Origin of the sequence: Melghirimyces algeriensis (assembly GCF_900182565.1) — a bacterium.
In the GTDB taxonomy this organism is placed as follows: domain Bacteria; phylum Bacillota; class Bacilli; order Thermoactinomycetales; family DSM-45169; genus Melghirimyces; species Melghirimyces algeriensis.
The window spans coordinates 351,796-378,670 of the sequence record NZ_FXTI01000002.1 but is presented as its reverse complement, the minus strand read 5'-3'; the positions used below and the strand labels follow the sequence as shown (position 1 = coordinate 378,670).

At 45.5% G+C, this 26,875-nt stretch carries 25 protein-coding genes, 1 other RNA gene and 1 riboswitch; of the genes, 24 read left to right on the top strand and 2 right to left on the bottom strand.

The window, feature by feature from the left end; translation table 11 throughout:
- Window positions 1–112 precede the first annotated feature (112 nt).
- The 8 genes from ccpN to FN782_RS04930 all read left to right on the top strand — a co-directional run bounded on the left by ccpN (window position 113) and on the right by FN782_RS04930 (window position 11,737).
- Window positions 113–742 carry a transcriptional regulator CcpN gene (ccpN, locus tag FN782_RS04965; protein ID WP_484177357.1) on the top strand — a complete coding sequence of 210 codons (630 nt, stop codon included), beginning with the start codon at window positions 113–115 and terminating at the stop codon, window positions 740–742.
- Window positions 742–1,587, top strand: a complete 846-nt coding sequence (locus FN782_RS04960) for a pyruvate, water dikinase regulatory protein (protein WP_246064843.1) — start codon at window positions 742–744, stop codon at window positions 1,585–1,587. The genes ccpN and FN782_RS04960 overlap by 1 nt, the downstream gene beginning before the upstream one ends.
- Window positions 1,584–4,235 carry a pyruvate, phosphate dikinase gene (gene ppdK / locus FN782_RS04955; RefSeq protein ID WP_142504656.1) on the top strand — a complete coding sequence of 884 codons (2,652 nt, stop codon included), beginning with the start codon at window positions 1,584–1,586 and terminating at the stop codon, window positions 4,233–4,235. Before FN782_RS04960 ends, ppdK begins: the two co-directional genes overlap by 4 nt.
- A gap of 388 nt (window positions 4,236–4,623) precedes the next feature.
- On the top strand, window positions 4,624–6,459 hold the full coding sequence (dnaG, locus tag FN782_RS04950) for a DNA primase (protein ID WP_142504655.1): 1,836 nt from the start codon (window positions 4,624–4,626) through the stop codon (window positions 6,457–6,459).
- 56 nt (window positions 6,460–6,515) lie between these two features.
- Entirely contained in the window at window positions 6,516–7,610 is a 1,095-nt protein-coding gene (rpoD, locus tag FN782_RS04945; protein WP_425462682.1) for an RNA polymerase sigma factor RpoD, read from the top strand.
- A gap of 230 nt (window positions 7,611–7,840) precedes the next feature.
- Complete coding sequence (locus tag FN782_RS04940; protein WP_142504653.1) at window positions 7,841–8,986, top strand: acyl-CoA dehydrogenase; 1,146 nt, start codon at window positions 7,841–7,843, stop codon at window positions 8,984–8,986.
- Window positions 8,987–9,084: 98 nt separating this feature from the next.
- Complete coding sequence (gene hppD / locus FN782_RS04935) at window positions 9,085–10,206, top strand: 4-hydroxyphenylpyruvate dioxygenase (RefSeq protein ID WP_142504652.1); 1,122 nt, start codon at window positions 9,085–9,087, stop codon at window positions 10,204–10,206.
- A 94-nt stretch (window positions 10,207–10,300) separates the two neighbouring features.
- Window positions 10,301–11,737, top strand: a complete 1,437-nt coding sequence (locus FN782_RS04930; protein ID WP_142504651.1) for a M1 family metallopeptidase — start codon at window positions 10,301–10,303, stop codon at window positions 11,735–11,737.
- Between the two features lie 78 nt (window positions 11,738–11,815).
- Here the strand turns inward: FN782_RS04930 and FN782_RS17255 are convergent, their stop codons facing one another.
- On the bottom strand, window positions 11,816–11,947 hold the full coding sequence (locus tag FN782_RS17255; protein WP_281285912.1) for a hypothetical protein: 132 nt from the start codon (window positions 11,945–11,947) through the stop codon (window positions 11,816–11,818).
- 347 nt (window positions 11,948–12,294) lie between these two features.
- On the opposite strand from FN782_RS17255, the gene FN782_RS04925 reads away from it, so the two are divergent.
- The 6 genes from FN782_RS04925 (at window position 12,295) to FN782_RS04900 (ending at window position 16,722) form a co-directional block, all read left to right on the top strand.
- On the top strand, window positions 12,295–12,999 hold the full coding sequence (locus FN782_RS04925) for an endonuclease/exonuclease/phosphatase family protein (protein WP_246064853.1): 705 nt from the start codon (window positions 12,295–12,297) through the stop codon (window positions 12,997–12,999).
- A gap of 67 nt (window positions 13,000–13,066) precedes the next feature.
- Window positions 13,067–13,813, top strand: coding sequence for a tRNA (adenine(22)-N(1))-methyltransferase (locus FN782_RS04920; RefSeq protein ID WP_185956042.1), 747 nt, complete (start codon window positions 13,067–13,069; stop codon window positions 13,811–13,813).
- Complete coding sequence (locus FN782_RS04915; protein WP_142504648.1) at window positions 13,789–14,895, top strand: Nif3-like dinuclear metal center hexameric protein; 1,107 nt, start codon at window positions 13,789–13,791, stop codon at window positions 14,893–14,895. The genes FN782_RS04920 and FN782_RS04915 overlap by 25 nt, the downstream gene beginning before the upstream one ends.
- A gap of 70 nt (window positions 14,896–14,965) precedes the next feature.
- Window positions 14,966–15,387, top strand: an RNA gene (gene rnpB / locus FN782_RS04910) — RNase P RNA component class A.
- A gap of 181 nt (window positions 15,388–15,568) precedes the next feature.
- A complete protein-coding gene (locus tag FN782_RS04905; RefSeq protein ID WP_142504647.1) occupies window positions 15,569–16,378 on the top strand; it encodes a GDSL-type esterase/lipase family protein in 810 nt (269 codons plus the stop codon).
- 71 nt (window positions 16,379–16,449) lie between these two features.
- A complete protein-coding gene (locus FN782_RS04900; RefSeq protein WP_142504646.1) occupies window positions 16,450–16,722 on the top strand; it encodes a hypothetical protein in 273 nt (90 codons plus the stop codon).
- 343 nt (window positions 16,723–17,065) lie between these two features.
- Here FN782_RS04900 and FN782_RS04895 read toward each other — a convergent pair whose 3' ends face one another.
- Complete coding sequence (locus FN782_RS04895) at window positions 17,066–18,754, bottom strand: hypothetical protein (protein ID WP_142504645.1); 1,689 nt, start codon at window positions 18,752–18,754, stop codon at window positions 17,066–17,068.
- Between the two features lie 152 nt (window positions 18,755–18,906).
- On the opposite strand from FN782_RS04895, the gene FN782_RS04890 reads away from it, so the two are divergent.
- From FN782_RS04890 to FN782_RS04845, 10 genes are all read left to right on the top strand, one after another.
- On the top strand, window positions 18,907–19,974 hold the full coding sequence (locus FN782_RS04890) for a M42 family metallopeptidase (protein ID WP_142504644.1): 1,068 nt from the start codon (window positions 18,907–18,909) through the stop codon (window positions 19,972–19,974).
- A gap of 215 nt (window positions 19,975–20,189) precedes the next feature.
- A complete protein-coding gene (locus tag FN782_RS04885) occupies window positions 20,190–20,924 on the top strand; it encodes a cysteine hydrolase family protein (RefSeq protein ID WP_142504643.1) in 735 nt (244 codons plus the stop codon).
- A gap of 25 nt (window positions 20,925–20,949) precedes the next feature.
- Window positions 20,950–22,044, top strand: coding sequence for an NADH-quinone oxidoreductase subunit D (locus tag FN782_RS04880; RefSeq protein ID WP_281285911.1), 1,095 nt, complete (start codon window positions 20,950–20,952; stop codon window positions 22,042–22,044).
- A 185-nt stretch (window positions 22,045–22,229) separates the two neighbouring features.
- Window positions 22,230–22,844 (top strand): DedA family protein, encoded by a 615-nt coding sequence (locus FN782_RS04875; protein ID WP_142504642.1) that lies wholly within the window; start codon window positions 22,230–22,232, stop codon window positions 22,842–22,844.
- A gap of 101 nt (window positions 22,845–22,945) precedes the next feature.
- The gene (locus tag FN782_RS04870) at window positions 22,946–23,428 is read left to right on the top strand and encodes a COG2426 family protein (RefSeq protein WP_142504641.1); all 483 of its coding nucleotides are present in this window, start codon (window positions 22,946–22,948) and stop codon (window positions 23,426–23,428) included.
- A 36-nt stretch (window positions 23,429–23,464) separates the two neighbouring features.
- A complete protein-coding gene (locus FN782_RS04865) occupies window positions 23,465–23,764 on the top strand; it encodes a 2Fe-2S iron-sulfur cluster-binding protein (protein WP_185956041.1) in 300 nt (99 codons plus the stop codon).
- A 156-nt stretch (window positions 23,765–23,920) separates the two neighbouring features.
- A riboswitch (TPP riboswitch) is annotated at window positions 23,921–24,023 on the top strand.
- A gap of 86 nt (window positions 24,024–24,109) precedes the next feature.
- Window positions 24,110–24,727 (top strand): thiamine phosphate synthase, encoded by a 618-nt coding sequence (locus tag FN782_RS04860; protein ID WP_185956040.1) that lies wholly within the window; start codon window positions 24,110–24,112, stop codon window positions 24,725–24,727.
- The gene (gene thiO / locus FN782_RS04855) at window positions 24,724–25,854 is read left to right on the top strand and encodes a glycine oxidase ThiO (protein WP_142504638.1); all 1,131 of its coding nucleotides are present in this window, start codon (window positions 24,724–24,726) and stop codon (window positions 25,852–25,854) included. The genes FN782_RS04860 and thiO overlap by 4 nt, the downstream gene beginning before the upstream one ends.
- Window positions 25,855–25,868: 14 nt before the next feature.
- On the top strand, window positions 25,869–26,072 hold the full coding sequence (thiS, locus tag FN782_RS04850) for a sulfur carrier protein ThiS (RefSeq protein WP_142504637.1): 204 nt from the start codon (window positions 25,869–25,871) through the stop codon (window positions 26,070–26,072).
- A gap of 3 nt (window positions 26,073–26,075) precedes the next feature.
- On the top strand, window positions 26,076–26,837 hold the full coding sequence (locus FN782_RS04845) for a thiazole synthase (RefSeq protein WP_142504636.1): 762 nt from the start codon (window positions 26,076–26,078) through the stop codon (window positions 26,835–26,837).
- Window positions 26,838–26,875 lie beyond the last annotated feature (38 nt).

The following is a 26,875-nucleotide window of genomic DNA, read 5'->3' as shown; positions in this document are numbered from 1 at the left end:
AGATGGTTGCAGAAAGTAAACACTCAATATAGTATATACTATATCAGGTTTTTGGATTAAAGTATGACATAATAACCTGGGTTGTTTTGAATGCCAGGGGAGGTGTAAACCAATCGAGCTGACGGAACGCCAGGAAATGATCTTGCGAATTGTAAAAGATGAGGGACCGATTACCGGGGAGCAGATTGCGGAGAAGTTAAACTTAACCCGTGCCACCTTACGTCCGGATCTCGCCATTTTGACTATGTCCGGTTTTTTGGACGCTCGTCCGAGGGTGGGATATTTCTATTCAGGAAAGACGGGAAATCAGTTATTAGGCGAACATATTCGAAAGTTGTCTGTCCGGGATCGCAAATCGATTCCGGTTGTCTGCCGAGAAGATACCTCTGTCTATGATGCGATCTGTACTATGTTTCTGGAGGATGTGGGGACTCTTTTTGTTCTTAAAGAGAATGGGATTCTCGTTGGAGTGGTATCCCGAAAGGATCTTTTGAAAAGCTCGATGGGGAACCAGGATCTACAATCCATTCCTGTTGGAGTGGTCATGACCCGAATGCCCAATATTATTACTTGTCATCCGGAAGAATCTCTCTTGAGTGCAGCTTCCAAGCTGATCGGAAATCAAGTGGATGCTTTGCCGGTGGTGAAAGAAGAGACGGATGGGTTGGAAGTCGTGGGTCGAATCACCAAAACAACGATCACCAAAGCATTTGTAGAGCTGGGTGAAGGTGCGTCTGTCTAGTGAGGGAGGGAAGAATCATTTCCAGTGAAACAAACCGACCAGTGATTTATCTCGTGTCAGACTCCGTCGGAGAAACGGCTGAATTTGTTGTGAGGGCAGCGTCCAGTCAATTTAATGGTGGCGATGTAAATATTCGTCGGATTCCCTATGTGGTTGACAAGAGGACGATTCAGGAGACAGTGAAAGCAGCAGCGGAATCCAATGGAATGATTGCTTTCACTATGGTTGTTAGTGATCTTCAAAACTATCTGTTGAAAGAGGCAAAGACCCATGGTGTTCCTGTTGTTGATATCATGGGCCCAATGTTAAAAGGTTTATCCACTCTTTATGGAAAAGAGCCGAAGCGGGAACCAGGGCTTGTCCGAAAATTGGACGACGACTACTTCCGTAAAGTAGAAGCGATTGAGTTTGCTGTAAAGTATGATGATGGGAAGGACCCCAGGGGACTGTTGCGGGCAGATGTCGTCTTGATTGGCGTCTCTCGAACATCCAAGACGCCTCTGTCTATGTATCTGGCTCATAAACGGTTTAAGGTAGCGAACGTTCCTCTGGTGCCTGAAGTGGAAGCACCGGAGGAGTTGTATATGATTCCTGCTGAACGGTGTATCGGTTTAAGCATTGACCCCGATCAATTAAATGAAATCCGAAGAGAGCGGCTTCGATCATTGGGATTGACCGCTAGAGCAAATTATGCCAATATGGAACGCATTCTCCAGGAACTGGAATATGCGGAAAAGGTGATGAAACGAATCGGTTGTCCGATTATCGATGTATCCAACAAAGCGGTTGAGGAAACGGCCAGTGTTGTATTGGATATGCTACGAAAGGGAGGCAGCCGCTCATGAGTCAAACGCTAATCATCCCATTTCATAAAGGAAGTATGGATCAAAAGCATTTAATGGGAGGAAAAGGAGCCAATCTGGCAGAAATGACCCAAGCCGGTCTTCCCGTCCCGCCGGGTTTTACCATCACGACAGCGGCTTGCCTGGAGTATTATCAATCAGGGCGGGTTTTGACAGAGGAACGGAAGAAGGAAATCAGGAATGCTCTCAAAGAATTGGAGAGGCGTTCTGGTAAAACATTGGGTGATCCGGATGATCCTCTGTTGGTTTCTGTTCGTTCAGGTGCGGTTACTTCTATGCCAGGAATGATGGATACGGTTCTCAATTTGGGATTGAATGACCAAACCGTTTTGGGTTTGGAAAAGTTGACAAACAATGCCCGTTTCGCGTATGACTGCTATCGCCGTTTTATCCAGATGTTCGGGGATGTTGTCCTTGGGATTCCTTCTTACCGTTTTGAACGGGTAATTGAAGAGGTAAAAGAGGAATGCGGGGTATCCGAAGATACAGAGTTGTCCCATGAAGATTGGAAAATCGTGATTGAAACGTTTAAGGAAATCATTCGGGAAGAGAAAAAGATTTTTCCTCAGGAACCGGCTGAACAGCTTTACCAAGCGATTATTGCCGTTTTTGACTCCTGGAATAACCAAAGAGCGCGAATCTACCGCAAGATCCACCACATCAGTGATGATCTGGGTACAGCGGTCAATGTGCAGATGATGGTTTTTGGCAATATGGGAAGTGACTCCGGGACGGGTGTTGCTTTTACCCGGAACCCCTCGACAGGAGAAAAGTCTCTGTATGGTGAGTTTTTAATCAATGCTCAGGGAGAAGATGTGGTCGCGGGGATTCGGACACCGGAACCCATTTCCGCACTTTCGGAACGTATGCCACACATTTATAAAGAGTTCTTTGAGATCAGTAACCGGTTGGAAGTCCACTATGGCGATATGCAGGATATCGAGTTTACGGTGGAACGAGGAAAGCTCTATATCTTACAAACCCGAAACGGGAAACGAACGGCTCACGCAGCAGTGAAAATTGCCACTGATTTGGTCAATGAAGGGATGATTGACAAACGAACGGCGTTAAACCGAGTGGACCCGGAGCAATTGGATCAGATCTTGCACCGTCGGATGGACCCTGATGCGGATGTGACTGTTTTGACCAAAGGTCTTCCTGCCTCTCCCGGTGCTGCGTCCGGAAAGGCCGTGTTTGATGCTGATACGGCTGAGCGCTGGTCTCAGGAAGGGGAAAAGGTACTTTTAATTCGCTCTGAAACAACCCCGGATGATATTCATGGAATTATCTCTTCAGAAGGAATCCTTACCAGCCGGGGAGGAATGACCAGTCATGCAGCTGTGGTAGCTCGTGGCATGGGTAAGCCCTGCATTTGCGGTTGTGAAGAAGTAAAAATCGATTTGAATAACCGGAAGATGCTTATCAACGGAACAACCATTCATGAGGGGGATACACTCTCGATTGATGGTGGTACAGGTAAAGTATTCCAAGGAAGTGTTTCTTTGATCGATCCGGAACTGTCGGAGGAGTTTCAACAGCTGCTAAAGTGGGCGGATGAAGTACGCCGCTTGAAAATCCGGACCAATGCAGACAATCCTCAGGATGCGGTAAAAGCTCGCCAGTTTGGAGCGGAAGGAGTGGGCCTTTGTCGCACGGAACATATGTTTATGGAAACAGACCGAATCCCCCTTGTTCGGGAAATGATCCTTGCTGAAACTGCGGAAGAACGTCAGAAGACCCTGGATCAACTCCTTCCTCTGCAAAAGGAAGATTTTAAAGGGATTTTTAAAGCAATGGATGGATTGCCGGTTACCATTCGCTTGTTGGACCCTCCGCTTCATGAATTTCTTCCCAACCAGGAAGAGATCCTGACAGAACTGGTTCGGATGCAAATGGAAGGTGCAGACCCGGTCCAATTGAAAGAAAAAGAGGATCTTCTCCGTAAAATACGATCTCTTCAAGAGTTTAACCCGATGCTGGGACATCGTGGTTGCCGTCTGGGGCTGATTTACCCGGAGATTTACAGAATGCAAGTGGAAGCTCTTTTGACAGCTGCCTCTGAGGTTGTTCAGGAAGGAGTACGTGTAAAGCCTGAGATTATGATTCCATTGGTTGGACATGTCAACGAGCTGAATATCATGCGTACGTTGGTGGCTGAGGTGGCTGAAGAAGTAGAGAGCCGAACCAATCAACAGATTACCTATACGGTTGGCACAATGATTGAAGTTCCCAGAGCAGCATTGACAGCTTCCCAAATTGCTGAAGAGGCGGATTTTTTCTCATTTGGAACGAACGACCTGACTCAGACTACCTTTGGGTATAGCCGAGATGATGCAGAAGGAAAATTTTTGCATCAGTATATTGAACAAAAAATCCTTCCGGATAACCCTTTTATCTGTTTGGACCAGGAAGGAGTGGGTAGACTGATCTCCCTGGGTGTCACCGAAGGACGAAAGGTGAAACCGGATTTGAAAACAGGGATTTGTGGAGAGCATGGCGGGGAAAGGAAATCCATTTTTTTCTGTCATCAGGTTGGCTTAGATTATGTCAGTTGCTCTCCTTTCCGTGTCCCGTTGGCTCGCTTGGCAGCTGCTCAAGCGGCATTGGCTGAATCGGAATCCACCGTCTGAATCATGTGGTGGAAAAACACCTGGTCTAACAGGTGTTTTTCTGTTTGTATCAGGTGAGAACAACATTTTTAACAATGTCAAGGTATAGGAAGGATTTTTTTTATTTTCCCGCGTATAATACAGGTAGAAGTAGAGAACATCCAGAAGATGAAGATCTTGTTCAGATTGATCTTCGACAAATGTTGCAAAAGTATGAAGGGGTTGAGTTATGGAAGGAATACCTGTAATATTGTAGAATTGTAAGATACACAGCAGGTTTCGGGTTTCCTGTCCGTACATATTTGCCATATTTTACATTCCCGACAATTGAAGGGCTTTGCTGAATTATGGCGAATAGGTCATGTTGGAGCGGAAAACTGAATGATATTTGGTGGAAGGCGGTGATTTCATGGGGGGGCGGATCCCTGAAGAAGTCATCGACCGGGTCCGGAGGCATTTTGATATTGTGGATGTGGTGGGACAATCCGTTCAACTTAAAAAAAGTGGACGAAACTTTTTTGGCTTGTGTCCGTTTCATTCGGAGAAAACCCCATCCTTTTCCGTATCGCCGGAAAAACAAATATACTACTGTTTTGGGTGCGGAGCTGGCGGCGATGTCATTAAATTTTTGATGGAAACCGAACAATTTACCTTTGTGGAAGCCGTTCGCAGTTTGGCTGAACAGGCAGGAATTGAACTTCCTGGAACGTCTGGAGATACAGACTATGATCCGGAAGAGAAAAAGCGGGAGCAACATCGAAAAGTGATGACGCTAGCAGCCAATCTTTTTCATCACCTTCTGATGAAAACGGAACATGGAGTGGAAGCGAGGCGATATTTGGAAAGACGGGGGATTACCGGGGAAGCGATGGAGGAATTCCAGTTGGGGTATGCTCCCGACTCCTATTCGTTTCTTCGCTCTTTCCTTAAGCGGAGAGATATTGATGAAGAGTTGGCAGTAAAGGCGGGCTTGTTGGCTCAACGGGAGCAATCTGGAGGTTCCGTTTCCCGCTTTGACAGATTTCGTGGACGGGTGATGTTTCCCATACACGACACCCAGGGAAGGGTGATCGGCTTTGGAGGAAGGCTGATGGGCGAAGGTCAACCCAAATATTTAAACAGCCCGGAAACGCTGTTGTTTCACAAAGGTAAGTTTCTGTATAATCTGCACCGAGCTAGAAAAGCCATACGAAAGGAAGGGCAAGCGGTACTCTTCGAAGGGTATATGGATCTCATTTCTGCCTGGCAAGCGGGAGTCCAAAACGGTTTGGCCAATCTTGGAACCTCCTTGACAGAATCTCAGGCACGGGTGATTCGCAGAAATGCCGAGAATGTCATTATCTGTTATGATTCAGATTCGGCTGGGCAGAATGCATCAGATCGGGCTTCGGAAGTCCTCCGCAATCAGGGATGTGTCGTAAAAGTGGCACAGATGCCGCCGGGACTGGACCCTGATGACTACATTCGAAAACGGGGGGCGAAAGCTTTCACCGGGGAAGTGATTGCACAGGCGCTTCCCTATGTTGCTTTTAAGTTGAAGATGTTAAAGGAAGATTTTGATCTGAAAGATGAAGAGGGACGGATGCGATATCTCACCCAGGCTATTGAGGTGATAGCGGATCTTCCGCGAGCGATTGAACGGGATCATTATTTGCGTTTTTTGGCGAAGGAGTTTGAGGTGTCTCTTGATGCCCTGAAACAGGAACATCGCCGTATCGCATCGAAGAAGAATAGAGGCGACAGGGATAAAGGGCTGGAGAAGTGGAATAATGGATATCACAACAGCAAACACATGGTCGGTCGCAAACGGCGCTTCCTCGCTCATGAAGAAGCGGAAAAGCGTCTGTTGGTGGCTATGATGCATAACCGTGCTGTCGCTGATCGTGTTCAGGAAACCATTGGTGCTGAATTTAATGTAGAAGTATACGGAGCATTGGCCGCATATCTATACGCTTATTACGCTGAAGGTCATCCGGCTGATCCAGGGCGTTTTATCCATTTTCTTCAGGATGATCAACTTTTAGCGGAAGCGAGTGGTTTAGCAATCCTTGATGCACCTTTGGAAGTGACAGAAGAAGAGATTGCGGATTATATCCGACATATACGCAATTATCCTCTTTATAAAGAAATTGAATGGAAAAAAGAACAACAGAAGCAGGCTGAGCGTGCTGGTGACATTGCCAAGGCCACCCGTTTGGGGGTTGAACTGATGCGTTTGAGGAAAATGGTTCAAAAAGAGGCTTAATGCAATGGAGCCGGGAAGGAGGGAATCTCAAGTTGGCAAATGAACAGAATGTCGATATGGAACAAGAATTAACGTTAGAACAAGTGAAAGAGCAATTAACTGATCTCGGGAAAAAGCGCGGGGTCCTCACATATAAAGAGATTATGGAAAAAATGTCCGCTTTTGACCAAGACACTCAACAAGTGGATGATTTTTTTGAAGCCTTGGGTGAACAGGGAATCGAAGTGATCAATGAAGATGATGACAACATTGTTTTTTCTCAAGAAAATGAACCCAGTACAGATGAGCTTTTGGAAGATGATTTGAGTGTTCCGCCAGGTGTGAAGATCAATGATCCGGTACGGATGTATCTGAAAGAAATCGGGCGTGTGCCCTTGTTGTCCGCTGAAGAAGAGGTAGAGTACGCTAAGCAGATTGAACAAGGTGACGAGATCGCCAAACGCCGCTTGGCTGAAGCGAACCTCCGTTTGGTGGTTAGTATAGCCAAACGATATGTAGGTCGCGGTATGCTCTTTCTTGATTTGATCCAGGAGGGCAACATGGGATTAATCAAGGCAGTGGAAAAATTTGACTATCGAAAAGGATATAAGTTTAGTACCTATGCCACTTGGTGGATTCGTCAAGCCATTACCCGTGCCATTGCTGATCAAGCCCGAACCATCCGAATTCCGGTTCACATGGTGGAAACCATTAATAAATTAATCCGGGTTTCAAGACAACTTCTTCAGGAGTTGGGGCGAGAACCTACGCCGGAGGAAATTGCCGAGGAGATGGATCTCAGCCCGGAAAAAGTTCGGGAAATCATGAAGATTGCCCAGGAACCAGTGTCGTTGGAAACCCCCATTGGAGAGGAAGATGATTCCCATCTCGGTGATTTCATACCGGATGATGATGCCCAGGCTCCTGCCGATGCAGCAGCTTATGAACTCTTAAAAGAGCAACTGAAAGATGTACTTGATACACTGTCGGATCGAGAGCAAAATGTACTGCGACTACGATTCGGCTTGGATGACGGGCGGACACGCACACTCGAAGAAGTGGGGAAAGTCTTCGGAGTTACCCGTGAACGGATTCGACAGATTGAAGCAAAAGCGCTTCGTAAACTGCGTCATCCCAGCCGAAGCAAGAGATTAAAAGACTTCCTTGAATAAAAAAGTTGAGAAGATGTTGTTGGAAAAGCACTCCATAAAAGGGTGCTTTTGTTTTTTGCCATGATTACTGGTTTAATTTTATCCCTTTTCCGAACCCAATGCAAACCTTCAAAGGCGGATCAGGTCGGAAAAAACAGATATATTTCAAAAATTATTGAAAGGGATATATCTTTAATCCTATAATAATGAATGAAAGCGTTGTCATCAAGAGGAATGGGAGTGGAGATTCCATGAATTTTGAGTTGACGGAAGAACAAAGCATGATTCGCAAATTGATGAGAGATTTTGCAGAGGGTGAGGTGGCACCGGGGGCGGATGAGCGTGATCGAACAAAAACCTTTCCAAAAGAGGTTTTTGACAAAATGGCAGATCTAAATCTGATGGGGCTTCCTTTCCCAGAGAAATACGGTGGAGGCGGAGCTGACACCATCAGTTTTGCCATTGTGGTGGAAGAGTTATCACGGGTTTGTGGATCAGTTGGTATAACCTATTCCGCTCATGTTTCCCTGGGATGTGCACCCTTTTATCTGTTTGGAACCGAGGAGCAGAAGGAAAAATATCTTGTTCCGCTGTGTCAGGGAGAGACATTGGGTGCTTTTGGTTTGACAGAGCCCAATGCGGGCTCCGACGCGGGGGGAACACGGACAAATGCGATTCGTGAAGGGGATGGGTGGCTCCTTAATGGATCCAAATGTTTTATTACCAACGCAGGTTATGCAGACTATCTGGCCCTTACTGCAGTGACGGGAAAGAAAGTGGATGGTTTCCCGGAGATCACTGCTTTCATTGTGCCAACGGATGCACAGGGTTTCCAGATTGTGGACAATTATGTAAAAATGGGTCTTCACAGTTCCAACACAACCGAATTGATACTGGAAAATGTTCGTATTCCGTCGGATCATGTCTTAGGAAAGATAGGAGAGGGGTTTAAGCAATTTCTAATCACACTGGACGGAGGGCGGATCGGGATTGGGGCGATGGCGGTTGGAATTGCCCAGGGAGCTTATGAAGCCGCTCTTCAGTATGCCAAAGAACGAGTGCAGTTTGGTCAAGCGATATCCAAATTTCAGGTTATTCAGCACAAATTGGCGGATATGGCCATGAACATTGAATTGGCGAGAAATATGGTCTTTAAGGCAGCCTGGTTAAAAGACCAAGGACGGAAATTTACTAAAGAGGCTTCTATGGCGAAATTATACGCCTCGGAAATGGCTATGAAAGTATGCGATCAAGCAGTGCAAATTCATGGTGGGTACGGTTATATACATGATTACAAAGTGGAACGTTTCTTTCGAGATGCCAAACTGACAGAAATCGGTGAAGGCACATCGGAAATTCAACGCATGGTCATCGCACGGGAAATCGGTTGTTCTTAATCAGGATAAAGCGTTAACGCGCCTCTTCGTATGCTTGCGAACTTGCTGTTGACTGTGTAGTCTGAAGGTACAGAACTTTCGCAAGAGGAGGTATTCTGATGGCGGAGACCAAAGCAACATCAAATGAAGCGGTCGTTGAGGATTTTCTTCCGTTACTGGATGTAGACTATCTGGAGTTTTACACCAGTAATGCAAAACAGGCTGCGCATTATTTTTGCAAAACATTTGGATTTCAACCGGTAGCGTATAAAGGACTGGAAACCAAGAGTCGTGAGACGGTTTCCTATGTGTTGGAACAAGGAAATGTACGTTTTGTAATCAGCGGAGCCTATCACCCGGATCACCCTATTGCAGAGTTTGTCAAGTTGCATGGTGACGGAGTAAAAGATATTGCCCTTCAGGTAAATGATGTGGAGTCTGCCTATCGGGAGGCTGTTGCCCGCGGAGGAATTTCGATAAAAGAGCCTTGGAAGGAAACGGATCAACACGGGGAAATGAAAAAGGCGATTATAGGAACGTACGGTGATACCATTCACACATTGGTGGAGCGAAAAAATTATCATGGAGTATTTGCTCCCGGCTTCACCGAGGCGAATTCTTTGATTCCTTCAGAGAGCGCTGGTCTTCTTGGGGTGGATCATATTGTTGGAAATGTAGAAAAAATGGAGGAGTGGGTTTCCTATTACGAACGGGTAATGGGCTTTAAGGAACTTCGCCATTTTCGGGATGAAGATATCAGTACAGAATATTCAGCTCTAATGTCCAAAGTGATGCAGAACGGAACGGGGCGCATTAAATTTCCGATCAACGAGCCGGCGGAAGGAAAACGGAAGTCCCAGATTGCGGAATATTTGGAGTATTACCACGGTCCTGGTGTGCAACATATCGCCCTTTATACAAAAGATATCATTCAAACTGTTCAAGATTTGAAGAAAAAAGGGGTGGAATTTCTCCTTACACCGGATACGTATTATGAAGACCTGCACCGCCGGGTGGGGGACATCGACGAGGCTTTGGATGATCTTCGCAAAAATGGTATTCTGGTGGATCGGGATGACGAGGGATACCTGCTGCAAGTTTTTACCCGTCCGATTGTGGATCGTCCAACCCTGTTTTTTGAAATCATTCAACGAAAAGGGGCCCGTGGTTTCGGAGAAGGAAACTTTAAGGCACTCTTTGAAGCGATTGAGCGGGAACAGGAACGACGGGGAAATTTGTAACCATATGAAATTAACGGCGTAAATCCGTCATAAAACCTATTTTGATGGAAATCCTGTAAAGGAGTGGATTTCATCAGGAAATGGGGAATGACGGATGAAGCGTCGTTTTTTGTTTGGTTGGCTGATCGTGTTTATGATGAGCTGGACGATGACACAAGCAAATGTTTTTGCAATGGAAAATGGGATGTCCACAGGGTCTGAAAAACGTCCGACCTATATAATTGATGCAAAATATGACGATGCAACATCCAAGATAACGGGTCATTATCATGTTAAGATCCCGGTCGGTGAACAGAAGTTGCAGGAGCTTTATTTTCATTTGTATCCCAATGCATTTTCCAATTGGAAATGGGGATCTGCCTCCAAGCCGAAGAAGCCTGGATATTTACATGTGAGAAATGTCAAAGTGGATGGATCAACCGCCCGCTATCATACGAAAGAGACATTGTTAAAGGTGAGCTTGCCCGCCTACATTCAGACCGGTAAAACAGTGCAGGTAGAGATGGATTATGAGCTGAAATTGCCTCAAGGTGGAATGAGGTTAAATCGGTTTGGGGATACCGCATTCCTAGCCCAATGGTACCCGATGTTGGCGGTTAAAGATCAGGAAGGGTGGCATACAGACCCTTACACTTCCACGGGTGACCCTTTCTATTCCCGTATTTCAGATTTTAAAATTACATTTGATATTCCAAAGGGATACCGTTTGATAACCAGTGCAAATGATTCCTCTGACTCCTTCTCCTCAAAAGTGACGCTTCAGCAAAGTAAAGTACGGGATTTTGCGGCAGTGATCACTAAAGATTATGAGCCGGTGAGGGGAAAGGCTGGAGATGTCGAAGTGAATCTTTGGTATCTCAAAGGAATGGAAGATGTGGCTCAGGAGCTTCATCATCACGCGATTACAGCGATGAAATTTTTCAGTAAGCATTTTGGTGACTATCCCTATAAAGAAGTGGATGTTGTGTTGGGAGAAACAGGATACGGTATTGCGGGTATGGAATATCCCGGTCTTGTTACCTCTCTGGACAAGATACCCACTCGAAAAGGAGAACGTCCAGCTGTGAACGTGGTGGCCCATGAGTTGGCACATCAATGGTGGTATGGCGTCGTTGGCAATAATCAGGTAAAAGAACCCTGGTTGGATGAGGGATTAACCACATTTTCAGAGTTTCTGTACATGCATGAACAGATGGGAGAAGATGAACAGAAATTGCTTGCAAAAGTGGCTGAAAGAACGGATCAGATTCATAAAGAAAAGGGGATCACCTCTGTGGAGTCCCTCTATCAATATTCCGATCCTGTTTATGGCTGGATGGTTTATACCCGTCCGGCAGCGATGATGTGGAAACTGATGGAGCATCTGGGGAAAGAGAAAGTGCTTGAGATTTTAAGCACTTATTATGATCGATTCCGTTTTCGGATTGCCACAACTCAGGATTTTATCCATGTGGCGAGTGAAGTAGCCGGAACGGATCTGAAACCCTTCTTTCATCGCTGGTTATATTTTCAGACGGATCATAAGAAATAAAGACCGGCATGAAGTCCAGTGAGGTTCATGGCAAAGTGGTGAAGGGGAGATTTCCGTTTCCGTACCTCTTTCCTCCAGCTAAAAGAAATGGAAGGAGTCCGCTTTACCCCCTCCGGCCTCAACCAGCGGACAAAAAGGAAAAGCAGGTTGTCCGCTGAACGGTTGGGACCTCCAGGGGTTCCGCTGGGTTGTCGGAAAAGGATGCTCCACCGGAAATCCTCCTCTTATTACCTTTGTCAGCAGTCTCACCGGCATGAAGGCCGGTTCTTTTTATGTTAATCGATCAGGTTAGGATTGATTGAATGGTTTTCTCTGCCCTCAAAAGTCCTCATCGGGGAGGACCCAACCATGTCGTAATCCTTGCATTCATGCAATCTCCAAGGTTGGTTTGGCATAAAAATCTGGTTGACAACTCCCATGAACTCCTCACCTTTCCATTTGGAATGTCGGTTTCTGACAGTGATTAATCTGCCTAGTAAATGCAAGAGAGAGAAGTTGGTGTCATATGGAAAGAAGGGAGGGATGGAAAAAACAGGAGGTGAACAGGGTTGAAGGTGATGGTTTATAACATACGGCACGGATTGGGCTGTGATCTCCGCGTCGACCTGGTTCGGATTGCCCATGTCATTGAAAGAGAGCGGCCTGATTTGGTGGGTCTAAATGAAGTGGATGTTCGATTTCACCGTCGAAGCCATTTTGAAGATCAATTATCCTTTTTGGCAAAGCGACTGGGAATGAAGCAGGCTTTTGGACCATCCATTCAAAAATCAACCGATACAAATGCTTTTCGGGGATACGGAAATGGTCTTCTTGTGAAGGGAATCATATGCTCAACCAAAAATATTCAGGTAAATATTCGGGGAGAAGAGTCTAGGGCTCTTTTGGTAACGGATGTCATCCCCCATGGTATGGATCAAAGATTACGTGTGGTGGTGACCCATCTGGGCTTTACACCGTGGATTCGAAAACGACAGACTGAACAGTTGCTGAAACAGTGTGATGTCGATGTTCCAATGGTGGCGATGGGGGATTGGAATGTAACGCCTGGTCGTTCATCTGTCACACGACTCTTTCCAGTTTTGAAGGATGTTCTGAAACAATCGGATGTTGATGCTCCCACTTACCCCTGTCCTTCTCCCCGAAAAAGAATTGACTATATCTTTTGCACCAGGCACTTTCATGTCCAGGATGCACATGTGTTAAACACACCAGGTTGCCCGTCCGACCATCTTCCGGTCACCTGTCGTTTGGCTTTGATATGAAAATGTACTGCACAAACTGATATTCATCCTTTATTTCGTTATAATGGAATAGATAAGGGGGATGAGCATGGAAAGAGAGATGAAAAGCTCAAAGATCTCCGATCGGTTATCGGCTGTCGCCAGCTGTATCAATGCCGAACGAGTCGTAGCAGATATTGGAGCAGATCATGCGCAATTGTTGATATATCTTGCAGAGCGTGGTTGGTTAAAAAAAGGGATTGCCGGCGAGGTGAATAGAGGACCCTTTCAAAACGCACAAAAAAATGTGCGAGAAGCGGGGCTTGAATATCAGATTGATGTTCGTCTGGGAGACGGACTGGACGTTTTAAATCCTGGTGAAGCAGAGGTGATCGTTCTGGCCGGTATGGGGGGCGCTACGATCACTTCCATATTATCTCAGGGGAATGATAAGCTGTCACATGTAAAACAGCTTATATTGCAACCGAACAACCATGGAGAACAGGTTCGCCGTTGGCTATATCATCAAGGATGGGAAATTGATCAGGAAGAGTTGGTAAATGACGGGGAAATTCTGTACGAAATCATTTCAGCACGGCCTGGAAATCCGGATCAACCCTATAAAGCCTCTCCATTTGAAAAAGAGATGATGGAAAAACTGGGTCCTCTGTTGTGTCAAAAGCATCATCCCTTATTACCGAAGAAAGTGATGGAAGAAATATCAAGTGTAGACCGAATTCTACAGGGACTTCAATCCGCTCGATCTCCTCAGGGAGAATTGCGGAGAAAAGAGTTGCAACTTCAACGTGAAAAGTGGGAGGATGTCAGAGAATGGTTATTAAAGGAAAAGATCTGATTCATGTGATGGAATCTTGGGCTCCACAATCTCTGGCAATGAAAAATGATCGAATCGGCTTGCAAGTAGGACACCCTGAAAGCGAAGTAAAGGGCATTCTACTCGCCCTTGATATCACAGAAGAGATTGTGGAGGAAGCGATTCAAAGGGGAGCGAATTGGATTATCGCTCACCATGCAGTAATCTTTCAACCGTTGAAGGACTTACGTACGGACAAACCTGCAGGTCGAATTTATAAGAAACTCTTGAAACATGATATCAATGTGTACATTGCTCATACCAATCTGGATGCTGCCAAGGATGGAGTCAATGATGTCCTTTGTGAAAAATTGAATCTACAGGAGACCAAACCTTTAATTCCGACACAAACATATCGTTTGAAAAAATTGATTGTGTTTATTCCTGAAGATCATCACGAAAACGTTCTTCATGCTATGGCCAGAGCAGGTGCTGGTTGGATTGGGAATTACAGCCATTGCACGTTTAATCTGAATGGAACGGGAACATTTCTTCCGCGAGAGGGAACAAATCCTTATATCGGAAAGAAAGGCCAGCTGGAACGCGTAAAGGAAGTTCGGCTGGAAACAGTGATCACAGAGGATATACAGGATGAAGTGGTGGAAGCGATGCTTCAATCCCACCCATATGAAGAGCCTGCTTATGATATCTATCCGCTTGACTTGCCTGGGAAAATAGATGGAATTGGAAGGATTGGAATGCTTCCCGAACCAGTAACTTTAAAAGAGTTAGCTTTAAAACTAAAGGAAGCTTATCGGATTTCAGGACTTCGAATGGTGGGGAAGGGGGAAGAAAGGGTTTCCAAAGTGGCAGTTCTTGGTGGGTCAGGAGGTCGTTATTATCCGGAAGTAAAACGACTGGGAGCGGATGTTTATATAACGGGTGATCTGGATCACCATACAGCTTTGGATGCCTTGGCAGAAGGACTAAATCTCTTGGACCCAGGACATCATGTGGAACATTTGGTCCTGGAAAGAATGGGAGAAAAACTGAGTCAATTTTTTTCTCAGGATGTGCCGATCCAGGTGACACAGGTAAATACTGATCCATTTCAATTTATATAAGGGTTGGTTGGAAAGTTTTTATTGCATGATGTTTTTATATATGGTATAATTAGAAACGTCGTTTGTATGGAAAGTAAACTAGGTAATCGCCGGTGAGATCCCGACGGATCTCACGGGAGGAAAGTCCGAGCTCCACAGGGCAGGGTGCCGGCTAACGGCCGGTGGGGGCGACCCTAAGGATAGTGCCACAGAAATGTCAGACCGCCGATGGGAACATGATTGTTCCACAGGCAAGGTTGCAACGGTGCGGTAAGAGCGCACCAGCAGCATGGAGACATGCTGGCTAGGTAAACCCCACCTGGAGCAAGACCATAAAGGGATCGGCGTTTTCATGCGCAGCTGTTGCCCGCAGTGATTCCGGGTTGGTCGCTTGAGCGGTGCAGCAATGCATCGCCTAGACAGATGATTACCACTCCATTTTGTGGGAGGTGTAGCGACAAACACCGTTTCACCACTTGGAGGACAGAACTCGGCTTATGGTTTGCTTTCCTTCTAGCTGAATCAGCTTAAGCAACAAAAACGGTACCGATTTTCGGGTACCGTTTTTCTGTATCATCAAACTGTAAAATAAAGGATAGATCCTGTCATTGACATGTGATTTATATGTAATATTTAAATGTTATTCTGTAAATAACTAATATACACTTGAGTCGATGAAGAGGGTGAGCAAACAATGAAAAAATGGATCTTCATTGCTGTGAGTCTTTCCCTTCTCCTATTATATTCCTCCGATATACGTTTCATGTTTGTTAAAAAGCCTGTGGAATCCGATACGGTTTCCCAGATGAACATTCTTTCGCATCTCAAGGATCAGGCGCAAAGAAAAGATCCACTAAATTATCTGGTTCTTGGGGATTCAGTGGCTCGTGGGTTTGGGTCCCAAAAAACAGGCCCTCATGGATACAGCTCCTTGGTGGCAAAGGCTCTTAAAAAAGAAGGAATTGACCTGGATCTTGTTAATCGGGGGGTAGTGGGTCAAACCTCTGCAAAACTGCTCCAATCCATTCAAGATTCACATATACAAACGGATATTCGCAATGCAGATTTGATTTCCCTGACGATTGGTGGTAATGATTTACTAAAGGTAGCACTGGAGGAAGAAAAACCGCTTCATATTCTGTTCAGTTTCGATGAAATACAGGCCAAGTATGAGAAAAATCTATCCAGCATTATAACGGCCATTCGCTCATTGAATCGGGATGCGCCCATCTTGATTACATCGCTTTACAATCCGATCTCACCGGAAAAGAGTTATTACAGAATTTCCAATCAGATGTTAAAACGGTGGAACTCAGACATGAAGCGGGTTGCTGATCGTAATCCCTTTACTTATGTAGTTAATGTGACGGATCGATTGCAGAGAGAAGAGGAACAATGGCTTTATGATCAAATTCATCCCAATGATCAAGGCTATCGTTTAATGGCAGGTGGCATTCTGGATGAAATCCGTGCCAAACGCACGGTTTCTGCCAGTGTTAAATAAAGGACGTAAGAATAATTCTCCTCTGCACTCGGCAAGCTAAGGGTTAATACAACGTTTAAAGGATGAAAGGGATGCCATACAATTTTCCCACCTACCAAGCCTATTTGGAACGGTATAAGATGTTTTGGTCTGAAGAAGGTGATGGACGTCCACCATTGCTGTCTGAACAGGAGTTTCAGCAAAGCTTTCAATTGCTCCGCGATAGTTACCAAACCTATCAAGATATGATCGATCAAGGAATGGAAGATCAGGCAGCTCACTACTATATGAATGTCATTCACTTCCTGGAGAATAAATTGGCCATTGCGGACGGCTACGACAATTTTATTGAAGGCCGGCTATAATCATATAGCGGACTGGCGGGTTTACTGGAATGTTCCCGAATAGTTGAAGTCCATTTGGATCAGACATCAAATCTACCGGAGTTTATTCTTCCGGGACTTTTGTTGCAAAAGTATAAGGTGGCTTTCCTCTCGGAATAATAAAGAATAATTTTGGTATACAACGGAGGGAACTTTCTATGTGGTGGATTTTTGCCTACCTGTCCGGTGTTTTTTTAGGTGCTCTGGCTGATGTATTGTCATAATTTTGTTTTGGAGAGGGAGACAAGAAGTATTTAAATGGAAAAAGATGTTCTAGTAACACCTTCACCTCGTGTATGAATTAACTCCCATGATGGGAGTTTTTTTATGGATTAACCATGAAGAGACGTTCCAGTTTTTGGGTATAATCCTGTATTTTTCGTATGGAATCACTTCTTTTGAATGATTTTTGTTCCAGCTGGCTCATCAGGCATTGAAGAGAACGGGAGGCATGTTGATGCTGTTGATCTGTCACTGCCTGAAACAGCTTTTCTGCCTCCTTATTCAGGGAAGGATGATCGTATTTTATCACTTCATCGTAAAGATGGTACACCGTAAACATCGTCATTGCAATCAGATAAATCCGCAGGCGACGGTTTGGATCAAATATCAGAGTTTGTCCAAGGATTGCTGGGTGATTAGACTGATAGTCCCACCCCGATTCCTTTTCAAAATCCGTGTTCTCCAGTTGAAATCCCGTTGTTTCCAAGTGATCAAATCCGATGAAAAGCCAAGAATTTGTAGACCCCTTGTTTTTTTGCAACAGACGGAGTGTCAGAACGGCTTTCTTTTTACCTGTTAAATAGGGGGTTAAATTGAGTTGTTCTTTTTTCCATTTTTCCGGTTGAGACCTCTGAACATCTTCTTCCCATACAATGTGATCATCAATCAGTACTTGCTTGATATATTGACCGCTTTTTAGGTTACGGGGATATACACTCATGTGTTGGAATTGAAGAGAATACTTCCTGGACGGGTTCAAATGAATTTGTTGTCTGATTTCTCCTCTTTTTCCTTTTGCATGGAACGGAGTGCGTGGAACAAACAGACAACCATAGCCGAATCCGTTATAGGCCCTTCGGTCCTTTCGTTCAGAAAACCATTCTTTTTGAAGAGCATAGGTGATCAGCCCCTGGATGGTTCCTTTTCTCAGATGTTTTAAACCGATTCCCATACTTTTTTGGATGTAGGAAACGGAAGGGTTGGAAGGTGTAGCGGACAGTTTGCTTGCATGGATCATCAAGATCAAAGGCAACCCATTCTTTTTCAGAAGGGATGAAGCATTTTGAATTTGTTTTTCCATTTGGTCAAGTCGCTGCGTATTTCGATATCTTCCATCGCGAAAGGTCATGACCAGACCATCAAATAACGAGCGGTAGCGTTGCAATAAATCAGGTTGTATCGCGGAGTAATAAATTTGTGGATAAAACTTGAGGTTTGGATTAAATGCTCTTCCGGCTCTGCGCATTTTTCTTACATAATCCGGAGAAAAAAATGACAAGTTGTGATTAAAGTCATCCATCACGACACCCTTGAGATTTGGATAGGATTGGGATAAACGTCCAATCGCACGAAACCACGCAACATAGTCAGTGCCAAAAGGTTCAGACTGATTGACACGCGACTCTGAGGGAGGGACAAGATAGACCAAGACATTGATTCCGGCATGTTTAGCCGCGGGAAGAAATTCCCGGCGGAGATCATCCCAGTCAGTGGGAGCATGCCAGACCAAGTAGGTGTATGTATTGATACCGAGCTTCTTTAGTTTCCGGATCATTCTCGGTGTATCCACATGTCGAATCCCGTCTTTTCGTGGGCGAGCTTCCCGTATTTCACCTGCATAGTCCCCCAGCACATGGGGGGAGTCGTTTTTTGCGTATACAACATGCGATGAAACGTTCATGATTCCCATAAGGGATTGAACGGATAAGAGGCAAAGGGAAACAAGAAGATATGGAGCCAGGACGTACTGCCACAATTTATGGGTCATTCCTTTTTTCCTCTGGTGATTCACCTTTTGTCCCCCTTTTTCAAGGATCATGATTCATCATTTCATACTTCAGATAGTTTGGAGTGGAAAGAAGAGAAATATGTGCCGGGGAAACAAATAAAAAAAGGAGTGGATCAGCATAATAAAAAGAAAGTCTAAAGGAGCGTGAACCTTTCATGGAATTGTTGCAAGAGCTGACGGAAGCGGGTGGTGTTCCCGGTTATGAGGGTGAAATCCGCAAGATTATGCGAAGGGAACTGGAGCAGGAAGGGACACCTGTGCTAACCGATGACGTAGGCAGTATTTTTGCCGAAAAGAAGGGATCTTCCGATCATCCTCGTATTTTGTTGGCAGGCCATATGGATGAAGTGGGGTTTATGATTACACAGATTCATAAAAACGGTTATTTATATTTTACTCCTTTGGGAGGTTGGTGGAGCCAGGTTCTATTATCCCAAAGGGTAACCATTATGACGGAAAAAAGAAAATTTACGGGAATAATCGGTTCCAAGCCTCCCCATTTACTGACCGCAGAAGAACGGAACAAAGTTTATCCGATGAAGGAAATGTATATTGATGTAGGGGCTAAAAGTGCAGAGCAGGTAAAGAAATGGGGGATAAAGGTCGGTGACCCGGTGATACCGGTCTGTCCCTTTGAAATACTTCCGGATCATGATACCATACTGGCAAAAGCGTTGGATAACCGTTTTGGTTGTTATGCTGCTTTGGAAGTCTTAAAACAACTGAAGAATGTAGATCATCCCAACACGGTGATGGCTGGAGCCACCGTTCAAGAGGAGGTAGGTTTACGGGGAGCTTCCACCACTCCTTATGCGGTAAATCCAGATATAGCGTTTGCATTGGATGTAGGGATTGCACAGGATGGACCGACCGGCAACCGGGATGATAAGCCTCATCTTGGAGGAGGTCCCTTGATCACTTTCCTGGATGCCACCATGATTCCCAATACACGGTTCCGCAACCTAGTGGTTGAGACAGCGGAAGAGCAACAGATCCCTTATCAGGTGGAAACGATGACTGGAGGAGGAACAGATGCTGGGAAATTTCACCTTTATCGCCGTGGGGTTCCTTCCCTGGTGGTGGGTGTAGCCGCCCGGTATATCCACAGTCATGTTTCCATGATCAGCAAAAGAGATGTAGAGTTGGCCATTCGACTGTTGGTAGAGGTGCTTAGAAAGTTGGATCGCTCCACCGTTGAGTCATTTCGCTTCCATGGAGAATAATCGTGCGATCATATCACAAAGGCAAGCGTTGTTCGGTGTTCATCGTGTGAAGATTGAACAGCGCTTTTTTATGGAGGATTTTAGGATGTTCCAGTAAAAGGCTCGACAGCAGAAAGTCGATCGTTCAGGAGGGTGGATTTGTAAGCGACTTTGAGAAAGTCTTTCGTTCATGGTAAGATAAAAAATGGCAGAGAAAGTAAGAGGGAGAGAAACAAATGGAAAACAGAAATGATTTTCTGAATTATATGGAAGAACAAATCGCGGCACTTCCTTGTGAAAGCGTTTCCGAATTGGTGAAACAGGCGGAAGGGACAGATCGATTGTATTTGGTTTTTGTCGATATTCTTAAAGGATTTTGTCAAGAAGGTCCTCTCTCATCCAAGCGGGTGGCAGAAATGATCCAACCTGTTCGTCAGTTGGCTCAAGCTCTGGTGGATAAAGGTTTGTCTGGCGAAAACCTGGTATTTCTCCAGGATGACCATTCTTCTGATGCCGTGGAATTCAGTTCGTTTCCGCCTCATTGCGTCAAGGGTACATCGGAGGCGGAAACGGTAGAAGCCTTAAAACCTTTTCGCAATATGTCCGGTGTTCAAGTGTTTCGAAAGAATGCAACCAATGCTCTGTTCAGCCGAAACGAAAAAGGAGTGCGATTTTTTGAGTTTCTGGAGAATCGGTTTCAAGAAGGTCCTTCCACTTTTGTGATTACCGGGGATTGTACGGATTTATGTATTTATCAGAACGCAATGGGGATCCGTCTTCTGGCGAACGAGTTGAATGCGGATGTACGTGTGGTGGTATCGGCGGAACATACCCGAACATATGATACTCCGGTGGAAGTGGCCAAAAAATTGGAAATACCTGCCCATGATGGGGATCTGATGGATCTGGTGTTTCTGTATCACATGAAACTAAATGGTATTGAGGTTGTCAAAACGATCACAGAAAAATAAAACATAAAGTTAGAGGGGTGAAAGCTTGAGAACGGAAGAGATGCTGTTAAACGTGGGCCCCCAGCATCCCAGCACCCACGGCGTATTCCGACTGGTTCTTCATATTGATGGAGAAATCATTCAGGAAGCCAACCCTGTGATCGGTTACCTTCATCGGGGAACGGAGAAATTGGCAGAAGACCTCACCTATACGCAGTTAATTCCTTATACGGATCGCATGGATTATCTGAACGCCATGAACAATAACCATGCTCTGGTTTTGGCCGTTGAAAGGCTGATGAAGCTTGAAGTCCCCGAACGGGCAGAGTACCTTCGAGTGATTGTGACGGAGTTAAACCGTGTGGCCAGCCATTTGGTATGGTTTGGAACCTACCTTTTGGATATCGGTGCGATGAGTCCGTTTCTTTATGCCTTTAAGGACCGGGAAAAGATTGTTGATTTATTTAATGAACTGTGTGGAGCTCGGTTGACTTACAATTATATGCGGGTGGGAGGGGTCAAGTGGGATGCAACAGAAAAGTGGCTTCAAAAAGTATCGGAATTAATCCCCTATTTACGTTCCCAGTATGATGAATATATGGATTTGGTAGGGGGAAACGAGATTTTCCAGGCACGGGTGAAGGGAGTGGGAAAATATGATGCCCGCACTGCTGTGCAATACGGATTGTCCGGTCCTACCCTTCGATGTACCGGTGTCAAACGGGATCTTCGGAAAGATCGTCCTTACTCCCTTTACAGGCGTTTTGATTTCGATATTCCCATTGCTACTGAAGGGGATTGCCGGGATCGCTTCTTTCTTCGAATGGAAGAAATTCTGCAATCTTTACGAATTGTGGAACAAGCCATAAATGGAATACCGGATGGCCCGATCATGGCGAAAGTGTCACGGGTGCTCCGTCCTCCGGAAGGGGAGGTATATTCAGCGGTAGAAAACCCGCGAGGGGAGCTGGGAGTGCACTTGGTTAGCAGAGGAAAAGATAAACCATGGCGTATTCACTGGAAGCGACCTTCGTTCAGTAATTTGCAAATTCTTCCTCGGTTATTGAAAGGAGAGAATGTAGCCAATTTAATAGCCATCCTGGGAGCGGTTGATATTGTATTGGGTGATGTGGATGCGTAAAAATCCTTCAGCATGAGCGGCCAGGAGGCCGTTTTTTTGCGTTGATTTTTCATCTTTGGTTTTAAAAATCGCCTGTTGTCCCATATAATGATTATTGTGGAGGGGTTCTCCTCCCTTTGGTTTTTTAATGAAAAGAGATATGGTATTCTATAAAGGGTCTAGCGATAAAAAAACGGGGTTGAACCATGGAACAGACGGCTCTTGATTTACTCTTACAATATGGATACTTTGGCATCTTTTTCTTTCTGGTACTGGGAATCGTAGGTCTTCCTCTTCCAGATGAAGTGATGATGACATTTATCGGTTATCTGGCTTCTGTGGGAGAGTTAAATCTAATGTATACATTCTTCAGTGCTTTAAGTGGTTCCGCTTGTGGAATTACGATTAGCTATTATTTAGGCAAACGTTTCGGGTACCCATTTTTGAAGCGTTATGGAAACAAATTTTTTATTACCCGTAAACGATTGAGACTTACCCAGCTTCTGTTTCGTAAATATGGAAACTGGGTTCTGTTCTTTGGATATTTCATCCCCGGTGTACGTCACGTAACAGCATATATAGCAGGGATCTCTTACCTTTCTTTTCAACGCTTTGCGTTGTATGCCTACTTTGGGTCCCTAGTATGGTGCACCACTTTTGTGGGGATCGGCTACCTTTTGGGGGCTCACTGGAACAAGGTATTTGAGCGTATGCACCATTATGGCTTTTTTATGTTTTGGGTGCTGGTTGCGCTTATTTTTGGGGGGACCATCCGCTATCTCTATCAACAGCACAACCGTTATAACTCAGTTAAAAAATAAGACCCGGCTGACAGGGGTCTATACATCTGACGCCCTTTCCACATATTTTGTTAGGAGTATATACTTAATGCCGTGGTGTAAGAGAGGAGAAGAAAAGCTTCATGATGGATTGGTTGGCCTGGTTTCCCAAGCAACTACAAGTTTTTTTTCTGGCCGGCCTGCCCTTTATCGAATTGCGCGGAGCCATTCCTTTTGCTACCTTGATTGGTCTTCCATATTACCAGGGGCTTTATTTGGCCATTATTGGAAACTTGCTTCCCATCATTCCTCTACTGTATTTTTTTGAACCTCTGATGAAACAGTTGTATCGAATTTCTCCTCGGTACCGGAAGTATTTTGAAAAAGTACAGGAGCGAGCAGTAAAAAATGGGGACTCGATTCGAAAGTATGGGGCTGCAGTCGGTCTTTTTCTGTTTGTGGCGATCCCGTTTCCAGGGACCGGAGCTTACAGTGCTTGTTTTGCCGCTGCTTTTTTTCGTGTCCCGTTTTGGATTTCGGCTGGTTCAATCGCCATGGGAACCGTTTGTTCTGGACTTCTTTTTGCTACTTTGAGTCATTATATCGCTGTGTTTTTTGGTTGGTGAGTAAGAGGTTTTAGGAAATTCATGGGAGGGTTAGAAGTGCCACAAGTGGACATAAAGATTGGAACACAGGAGAAATCGTTTCAATGTGATGAAGGAGAGAACCTTCTTTATGAAGCAACGACTCGATCCATTATGATCCCATTCAACTGCACATCAGGTCGATGTGGAACCTGTCGGGTTCGCATCTTGGAAGGAAGAGAGAACCTGAGCGAAATGGGGGATCGGGAGGCGCTTCGGTTGGGAGATGAACAGATAGAAAAAGGGTTTCGACTTGCCTGCCAACTCGCTGTTTATGGGGATGTCCAAGTGGAAGTTCCCCAGCCAAAGCTTTACTGAAGACATTTCAACGGGGTCCTCTGGCGAAATACTGGCATTTGTGAGCTTTTATACAGATGAAGTGAGCAGTTATATTCTTTAATGATAGCCGTTCACATGTTCTGTTGACGTTGATTCCAAAAGATTGCTACACTAAACGAAAACTTAATGCTTTGACGGTACCACTAGGGGTGCACTTTTGTGCTGAGAGAGGTTACGACCTCAACCCTTTGAACTTGAACTGGATGATACCAGCGTAAGAAAGTGGGGACCGACCGACGTTGCAGATGATGTTTTTCATCGGTCAACGAGCGCACGGTATCCCTGCTGGGATACCGTTTTTTTATGGGAGGCGGGGTGGATTTTATGGGGGAGCTTCACTTTATCAGTAGACCGGATCAGTCACTCTCCGATTTGGTTCGGCAATGTCAAATGATTCAACCTTTTGTTGATTGGATTCATCTGCGTAAAAAGGACCTGTCCTCAAAAATGCTGGTTCAGTGGGGAAAGGAGTTAATTGAAGCGGCAGGGGTGGAACCCAGCCAATTGGTAATCAACAGCGACCGGGAAGTTGCGGAGGTACTGGGATGCGGTGGAATACATGTGCCGGAAGGAGATTCGGTACCGTTGCAGCTGAAAAGCAGGGGGATCAGGATTGGATGTTCTGTTCATTCTCTGCAATCAGCGATCGGTAAAGAAAAAGAAGGTGCGGATTATTTGTTTTTCGGACATATCTTTAAAAGTAAATCCAAACCTGGATTAACCCCACTGGGTTTGAACGCACTGCAAAAGGTGGTCAACGGGGTCAAGATTCCTGTTGTTGCAATTGGTGGGGTTTCAAGGGACCAGATGTCCCTCTTGTCTAAAACAGGATGTGCTGGTGTGGCAGTTATCTCAGCTATTGCTGATACATCCGATCCACGAGATGCGGCCAAGAGGATGAGAGAGAAGCTTTCCTCTTGGAGAGAGGAGACGGTTCAATGATATCAAATAAACCGGATGTACTGATTGTCGGTGGAGGTGTCATTGGTTTATCGATTGCCTACTACCTTTCGAAAAAAAAGGTGCAAGTGACCCTGCTTGAAAAAGGACGTGTCGGAAAAGAGGCTTCTTCAGCAGCAGCGGGTATGTTGGGGGCGCAGGTCGAAAGTGAATTTCCCGGTCCCATGGTGGAACTGTGCTTAAAAAGTCGAAAGATGTTTCCCGTTTTGTCTCAGGAGCTGAAAGAAAAGACGGGACTGGATATCGAATGGGATGGATCGGGACTCTTACGGCTGGCGGTTGATTCTGTGGAAGCAGAAGAGCTGAAAAAACGTGCAAAATGGCAACGGAAGCAAGGGGAAGCCGTGGAATGGTGGGAAAGAGAAGAGATAGAAATCAATGAACCGTTTCTCGCAAAGTCATTGGAAGGAGCCCTGTATATACCGGAAGATGGTCAGGTTTCCGCTCCGCGCTTGGTACAGGCTTATGCAACAGCTGCGCGTCTGATGGGAGCCGAATTTTTGGAGGGGGTGAATGTACAGGGAATAGAGTGTCATAAAGGATCAATCGTCAAACTAAACACTTCGGCAGGAGTGTTTGAACCGGAAACGGTAATTTTAACCGCAGGCGCTTGGATGGGTTCCCTGGCTGACCAATTGGGGGTAAACCTTCCCATTGTGCCAGTGAAAGGGGAATCCTTGTCCCTTGTTCCTCAGAGAAGGTTGATGCAGCGGACATTGTTTGGAAAACGGTGCTACCTGGTTCCAAAGGCTGACGGACAAATTATTGTCGGTGCGACAGAAATTGAGCGAGATACTTCTCCGGGAGTGTCAGCAGGTGCCATTCAAAACCTGATTCAAGAAGCTTGCCGGTTGGTGCCAAACCTGAAACAAGCGGAATATCTGCATTCTTGGTCGGGAATCCGCCCGAAAACGTTGGATGGACTTCCCTATTTGGGTTCTGTGCCCGGATTTAATCGTTTATTTGTTGCAGGTGGACATTTTCGCAATGGGATTTTATTAAGTGCTGTCACGGGACAGAAAATGGCAGAACTTGTCACAGGGAAATCTGTACCGCTCTTAGCACCTTTTTCACCGGAGCGGATTTGCAATGTTGCTTGCAGACAATGAAAGGAGGTGGAAATATGCGGATGCAGTTAAATGGCAAGGTGGTTGATTTACCGAATGATATCCAATCGGTAAAAGAGTTGCTCCATTATCTTGAATTGGCGAATCGAACGGTGGTGGTGGAAAAAAACCGGGAAATCCTTGATTTGGACAAACACGGGGATGTACTTCTGAAGGATGGAGACTGCTTGGAGATTGTTCAATTTGTGGGAGGGGGCTAAAAAATGCTGAAAATAGGACCTTATACATTTCAATCCCGTTTAATGTTGGGAACAGGAAAGTTTTCCTCTACAACCATCCAATCTGAGGCTGTAAAGGCATCCGAGACGGAAATTCTGACTTTTGCTTTGCGACGGGTAGACTTGGATTCTCCTGAACCGAGCTTTTTGGAGCAATTGAAGGGGGGAGATTTTCGCTTCCTGCCGAATACAGCTGGGGCAAAGACAGCAGAAGAAGCGGTTCGTCTGGCTCGTCTCGCCAAGGCGTCAAAACTGAGTGACATGGTAAAGGTGGAGGTCATCGGAAATGAAGATACACTCCTTCCTGATCCGGTGGAGACATTGAAAGCTACTCGTCAACTTGTTGAGGAAGGGTTTATTGTTTTGCCGTATACGAGTGATGATCCGGTTTTGGCCAAACGATTGGAAGAGGCGGGAGCTCATGCAGTAATGCCTGGAGCATCTCCCATCGGATCGGGCCAGGGGATTTTAAATCCACTTTACCTGAAGATTTTGATTCAACAAACGTCTGTCCCTGTGATTGTGGATGCCGGAATCGGATCACCGGCTGATGCTGCCCAGGCCATGGAATTGGGAGCAGATGGCATTCTTCTCAATACTGCTGTCTCCGGCGCTGAAGATCCTGTCCGAATGGCCCAAGCGATGATGCTCGCTGTGAAAGCCGGTCGTCTCGGTTATGAGGCCGGTCGTATCTCCAAAAAGGAAACCGCTTCTGCCAGCAGTCCGAAGGAGGGCTTGGTGAACTGAATCTGGAAGGAAGGGTTTTACGCTCAATGAGCATTAAT

Excerpts from the sequence above, each read along its gene's own strand:
- FN782_RS04925 (WP_246064853.1), top strand. The coding sequence starts at position 12,295 with ATGGTTTATAACATACGGCACGGATTGGGCTGTGATCTCCGCGTCGAC.
- thiO (WP_142504638.1), top strand. The coding sequence starts at position 24,724 with ATGATATCAAATAAACCGGATGTACTGATTGTCGGTGGAGGTGTCATT.
- FN782_RS04915 (WP_142504648.1), top strand. The coding sequence starts at position 13,789 with ATGGTTATTAAAGGAAAAGATCTGATTCATGTGATGGAATCTTGGGCT.
- FN782_RS04860 (WP_185956040.1), top strand. The coding sequence starts at position 24,110 with ATGGGGGAGCTTCACTTTATCAGTAGACCGGATCAGTCACTCTCCGAT.
- hppD (WP_142504652.1), top strand. The coding sequence starts at position 9,085 with ATGGCGGAGACCAAAGCAACATCAAATGAAGCGGTCGTTGAGGATTTT.
- FN782_RS04845 (WP_142504636.1), top strand. The coding sequence starts at position 26,076 with ATGCTGAAAATAGGACCTTATACATTTCAATCCCGTTTAATGTTGGGA.
- FN782_RS04875 (WP_142504642.1), top strand. The coding sequence starts at position 22,230 with ATGGAACAGACGGCTCTTGATTTACTCTTACAATATGGATACTTTGGC.
- FN782_RS04870 (WP_142504641.1), top strand. The coding sequence starts at position 22,946 with ATGATGGATTGGTTGGCCTGGTTTCCCAAGCAACTACAAGTTTTTTTT.
- FN782_RS04885 (WP_142504643.1), top strand. The coding sequence starts at position 20,190 with ATGGAAAACAGAAATGATTTTCTGAATTATATGGAAGAACAAATCGCG.
- ppdK (WP_142504656.1), top strand. The coding sequence starts at position 1,584 with ATGAGTCAAACGCTAATCATCCCATTTCATAAAGGAAGTATGGATCAA.
- FN782_RS04905 (WP_142504647.1), top strand. The coding sequence starts at position 15,569 with ATGAAAAAATGGATCTTCATTGCTGTGAGTCTTTCCCTTCTCCTATTA.
- FN782_RS04890 (WP_142504644.1), top strand. The coding sequence starts at position 18,907 with ATGGAATTGTTGCAAGAGCTGACGGAAGCGGGTGGTGTTCCCGGTTAT.
- FN782_RS04920 (WP_185956042.1), top strand. The coding sequence starts at position 13,067 with ATGGAAAGAGAGATGAAAAGCTCAAAGATCTCCGATCGGTTATCGGCT.
- FN782_RS04940 (WP_142504653.1), top strand. The coding sequence starts at position 7,841 with ATGAATTTTGAGTTGACGGAAGAACAAAGCATGATTCGCAAATTGATG.
- dnaG (WP_142504655.1), top strand. The coding sequence starts at position 4,624 with ATGGGGGGGCGGATCCCTGAAGAAGTCATCGACCGGGTCCGGAGGCAT.
- FN782_RS04900 (WP_142504646.1), top strand. The coding sequence starts at position 16,450 with ATGCCATACAATTTTCCCACCTACCAAGCCTATTTGGAACGGTATAAG.
- rpoD (WP_425462682.1), top strand. The coding sequence starts at position 6,516 with ATGGAACAAGAATTAACGTTAGAACAAGTGAAAGAGCAATTAACTGAT.
- thiS (WP_142504637.1), top strand. The coding sequence starts at position 25,869 with ATGCGGATGCAGTTAAATGGCAAGGTGGTTGATTTACCGAATGATATC.
- FN782_RS04930 (WP_142504651.1), top strand. The coding sequence starts at position 10,301 with ATGAAGCGTCGTTTTTTGTTTGGTTGGCTGATCGTGTTTATGATGAGC.